Below are 4529 nucleotides of genomic sequence, written 5' to 3'. Positions count from 1 at the left end.
GGTACCATAGTTACACCACTTTTGCGCTGTGAGCACAAAAAAAAATCGCTTAAATGTTTCCCTCGATCCGATCGAGCGTGAGAAGTTGGAAAAACTGGCTGCGGAGTCGGGGCTTTCGCTCTCGCGGACGATCGCGCAATTAATTCGTAAGGCTAAAAGTAAGCCCAAGGATGACGATCTGACAAACACCTAAAAAAACCCAGCTTCCGATTGAGAAACTGGGTGAACGCGTTATTAAAGGCTTTAAAATCTAGCTTTGAGTGAGTAGTACTTTGCTCTGCGAGCGTCCGCTAATTTTTAACTGTCGTTGTAATTGATGCGTCAGTGCGGCAAACATCGCCACTTGCGCGGTAAATGTCGCTAAGATCGTACTTCCTGCTAGCTGGAAAATCCCGATCGGCGCAAAGGGCGAAAATAGCAGTACGATGGCTGCTAAGCCAGTTGGCGATTTGACTGGAGAAAGCGCGTAGGCAACCACCACGGGTAAAATCATCACGACACTGACGATCGCGCAAATCCACAGATTGCGCTTGCGAACTTTGAGAAATAGACCTAAATGTGCGATCGCGGCGTAAATTAAAATCAGACTAGCCGCTACACAGATCCCTGCTAGCAAACGTGTTACGTGTCCGGGCGTACTAAAAGTATTGAAGTCCATCCCGCGAGTGGGAACAGTTAAAGCCAAGATCGTTACTGGTATCCACGCAACCATCGCCATCGCGACGTTAATGGCGATCGTTAGCAGGGCAGGACTTTTATCGTTACCAATCAAATCTTGAAATAGATCCCGTTGCATAAACTTCCGCCGCTGCTGAGTGTGTTCGCGACGATAGCGACTCCAATCTTGTAATGCTTGTTTGTTGGGCAATAACATCGGAATTAGTAATAATAATGCGATGAAATCAACCATCGCCAGTACGGACATTATTTGACGTGCATGGTAGTATTTTTCCGGATTTGCAAAAATGAGTGGCACTGTAAACCCGGCGATCCACAATTGGACGCAAAAATTAATGAGATAACTTTGATATTTACTAATTATAGTAGCCGTAGGGTTGAGATAGCGACGGGATAGGGTCTGCCAGATGCCATAACTAGCAACCAGACAGCAGCCAATTACAAAGATATGAAAACTAACCGCACTCCGATCGATCGCCCAACCATACCAGTAGATGTATGTATAGTCTCCCGAAAAATTTTCTTTGTTTATCGCACTTGATAAAAAGCTATTAATCGCGAAAATGGGCAGACACAGTGGGAAAGCCACAACGATGACTGTCACAATTGCCTGAATGCCGCCGAGTAAGACATATAAAACTGAGGCACTAGCTAGCAAGAACCACATTGCTCCTAGCGTTCCATACCAACTCGCTAGTAAGGGAATAGTAGCTTTGGCGCTCATTCCCATCCAGAAATGTAGCGGCAGCATCACAGATATGGCAATATATACCAGGATGGGTACGCCCGAGATTTTACCGATAAAAATTGTCTGAGCTGATTGAGGGCTAAGCCGGATAAAGTTGAGGGTGCCGCGTTTTTCTTCTTGAATTAAGTCGGCAACTAAGGTATAGACAGATCCCAAAATTAGTCCCGACGGCAAAATCCAACTCAAACAAATAAATATATCGTATTGCCACTTTTGCCAGTTGATAATGAAACCACCAGCACCATCGAGATTACATAGGCTGCTGGAATTATTATAGGGAGAGAGACTAAAATTGCAATATTTACTATAAACCTGCTGAGCTATTTTGGGAATTAGCGGCGAATTATTATCAAATAGTGGAGCCGGGAGCTGAGCATTAAAAAATAGTACCACTAGTCCCTGAAGTAATAGGCTACTCACGATTGCCAGCGCAATATTTCGGGGTGTCAACCGTTCTTTGAGTTCTCGGAATAGCTGGGGGTTGGTATCACCCACTCGATCGATTAATTTATCTAACATTATCGTTATTCACCTCTCTAGTGGTTATTGACAAAACTTTCTCGAAATAGTTGGGAATTAGTAGATCCAATCGATCGTTTTGATTATCATCATCCTCATCTCAACTAAATTATTAATTATTAATTATTAATTAATTTACGAGGCTTGTTGATGCCCTAACTTCAAGAAAATAGTTTCTAAATCTTCCTGAATACATTGAAAATTGGTAATCGGGATCTGGTTGTGAATGAGCGATCGCAACAGATCGGCGGCATCCTCTTCATTGCCCAAAAATCCGACCCTCACGCCATTAGTACCAGTTAATACTTCCATCTCTGTCACCAAGGGATTGGCTTTAAGTTCGTGTTTGAGAAGGGCTAAATCTCCGAGCGTGCCAATTAGAATTTGTTGCTGACTCAACCGTTGATAGAGATCTTCGAGCCGACAACTCTCGACCAAAAATCCTAGCTCCATAATCCCGACAGACGTACAGAGTTCGGCTAAGTCACTCAAGACATGAGATGAGATCAAAATCGTCATCCCTGCCTCTTGGAGTGTCTTAACGATCTGCCGAAATTGCATCCGGGCGATCGGATCTAATCCCGATACTGGTTCGTCTAGCAATAGTAAAATCGGCTCGTGAATAATCGTCCGCGCCAGACTCAATCGCTGCTTCATTCCCCGCGAAAGTGTGGCAATCTTACTATTGCGCTTGGTACTGAGCTGTACCAGTTCCAGCACGTCATATAATCGCCGCTGACGCCGTTCGGTAGTGAGCTTATAGAGCCGCGCAAAATAGTCGAGATAGTCCCAGACTGTCAGATCGTCATACAGGGGAAAGTCATCGGGGAGATATCCCAACAACCGTTTGAGATTGGTATTGCTGCGATCGCGTAGCAGTCGTTCGCCATTGATATAGATCTCGCCTTGAGTTGGTTCCTCAGCGGTGGCTAGCATCCGCATCAGGGTGGTCTTACCAGCACCGTTAGGGCCAATGAGTCCATAGACTTCACCTGCGGCTATCGCCAAGTCCACGCCATTTACCGCCAGATGACGATCGAACTGTTTGGTTAAACCTTCTGTCTGAATTGCTAATTCTGTGTCCATTACTCACTCACCACTATCGTGTCGATGCGATCGGCGGATTTGAAGATTGAGTTAGCAACTCAATTTTCGTATTCCATCAATTATAGATACAATCTCGCGATTAGTGATTTCGTAAAGGTGGAATGGTGTTGCTCGGTGCTAGCCTAAATAACCATCCGAAAGATGCTGGCAAATTTAGCACTTTTGCCCTGATTGGATTGCCGCGATAATTGCTAGATTGGCGGCGGGGAACTGGTACCGATGGAGATCTTCGACATTTATCCAGCGCACTTCATCGGACTCGATCGGTTGGGGAATACCACTGATATGCTGACAATGATGAGCGATCAGGGTAATCTGAAATGTTGGATAAGTATGCTCGATCGAGATCAGATGCTTCCCGACGCTAATTTCGATCGCCAATTCTTCCCGAATCTCCCGCACGATGCACTCAGGCACTGTTTCACCAGGCTCGATTTTACCGCCTGGAAACTCCCATAGTCCTCCCATCGTGCCTTCAGCCTTGCGCTTGTCGATTAAAACTTGCCCCGACGGACTCCAGATAACGCCAGCACCGATTTTTTTATGGGGGAGCGATAAATTCACGATTAGATCCTTAACATTATCTCGATCTATCATTAGCTAGACGCGATCGAATTATCAAAAAAAAGCCCGCTCGTGCGGACTTATCAATAGTTACGAAGCTAGGTACTCACCGATATCGGCTTTCCGTTTGCGGAGCTTGGCAATCGCTTCGCGCTCGATTTGACGGACGCGCTCGCGACTGATGTTGAGCAAATCGCCAATTTTCGCGAGGGTGAGGGGTTGGGTATCTTTTAACCCAAACCGGAGCGTCAGCACCTGCTGTTGTTGAGGGGTGAGTTCGGACATCATTCGCTCTAGATCTACCTGAAGAGACGAGTTGGTGACATACTCTTCTGGTGAGATCCCCGGATCTTCTAAAAGATCGCCGAGTTCGGTGTCTTGATTGTCACCCACCCGGAGGTCGAGTGATAGGGGTTGACGGGCGCGTTCTAAGTATTCTCTAACTTGCTTGGAAGATAGCTCCAACTCAGCAGCTAGCTCGTTAATCGTCGCTGCTCGTCCGTATTGTTGAGCGAGAGCGCGTTGAGCTTTTTTGATCTTGTTGAGCTTTTCGGTAATATGGATGGGTAGCCGAATAGCGCGAGCTTTTTCAGCGATGGCGCGAGTAATTGCTTGACGAATCCACCAGTAAGCATAGGTCGAAAACCGATAACCCTTACTAGGGTCAAATTTTTCGACTCCACGCTGCATTCCAATCGTCCCTTCTTGAATCAAATCTAGAAGGTCGATGTTCCGCTTGATGTATTTTTTGGCAACAGACACTACCAGTCGAAGATTAGCCTCTACCATGCGGCGTTTGGCGTTTTCTCCAGCAGAGATCGTCTTTTGCAGTTGGGTTTCGTCGATGTTGGCAGCAGTTGCCCATTCAGCCAAACTTGGCTCCCGACCGAGTTCTTCGAGTAGAGTATTCTTG

At 46.2% G+C, this 4529-nt stretch carries 5 protein-coding genes; 1 reads left to right on the top strand and 4 read right to left on the bottom strand.

Annotated elements, in window-relative coordinates; genetic code table 11:
- Positions 1-28 precede the first annotated feature (28 nt).
- Entirely contained in the window at positions 29-193 is a 165-nt protein-coding gene (locus RMO35_RS07830) for a hypothetical protein (RefSeq protein WP_309739985.1), read from the top strand.
- 57 nt (positions 194-250) lie between these two features.
- Here the strand turns inward: RMO35_RS07830 and RMO35_RS07825 are convergent, their stop codons facing one another.
- The 4 genes from RMO35_RS07825 to RMO35_RS07810 form a co-directional block, all read right to left on the bottom strand.
- Positions 251-1945, bottom strand: coding sequence for a hypothetical protein (locus tag RMO35_RS07825; RefSeq protein WP_309739983.1), 1695 nt, complete (start codon positions 1943-1945; stop codon positions 251-253).
- A 135-nt stretch (positions 1946-2080) separates the two neighbouring features.
- Entirely contained in the window at positions 2081-3031 is a 951-nt protein-coding gene (locus RMO35_RS07820; protein WP_309739980.1) for an ABC transporter ATP-binding protein, read from the bottom strand.
- A gap of 174 nt (positions 3032-3205) precedes the next feature.
- Positions 3206-3616 (bottom strand): 8-oxo-dGTP diphosphatase MutT, encoded by a 411-nt coding sequence (gene mutT / locus RMO35_RS07815; RefSeq protein WP_309739977.1) that lies wholly within the window; start codon positions 3614-3616, stop codon positions 3206-3208.
- Positions 3617-3706: 90 nt separating this feature from the next.
- Positions 3707-4529 (bottom strand): RNA polymerase sigma factor, RpoD/SigA family (locus RMO35_RS07810; protein ID WP_309739974.1); only part of this gene is annotated, 823 nt, incomplete at its 5' end.

The sequence above is a fragment of the Chamaesiphon sp. OTE_20_metabat_361 genome (genome assembly GCF_031364565.1).
Note: the sequence above shows the minus strand (reverse complement) of the source record. Positions and strands in the feature narration are given on the sequence as shown.

Excerpts from the sequence above, each read along its gene's own strand:
- RMO35_RS07825 (WP_309739983.1), bottom strand. The coding sequence starts at position 1,945 with ATGTTAGATAAATTAATCGATCGAGTGGGTGATACCAACCCCCAGCTA.
- RMO35_RS07820 (WP_309739980.1), bottom strand. The coding sequence starts at position 3,031 with ATGGACACAGAATTAGCAATTCAGACAGAAGGTTTAACCAAACAGTTC.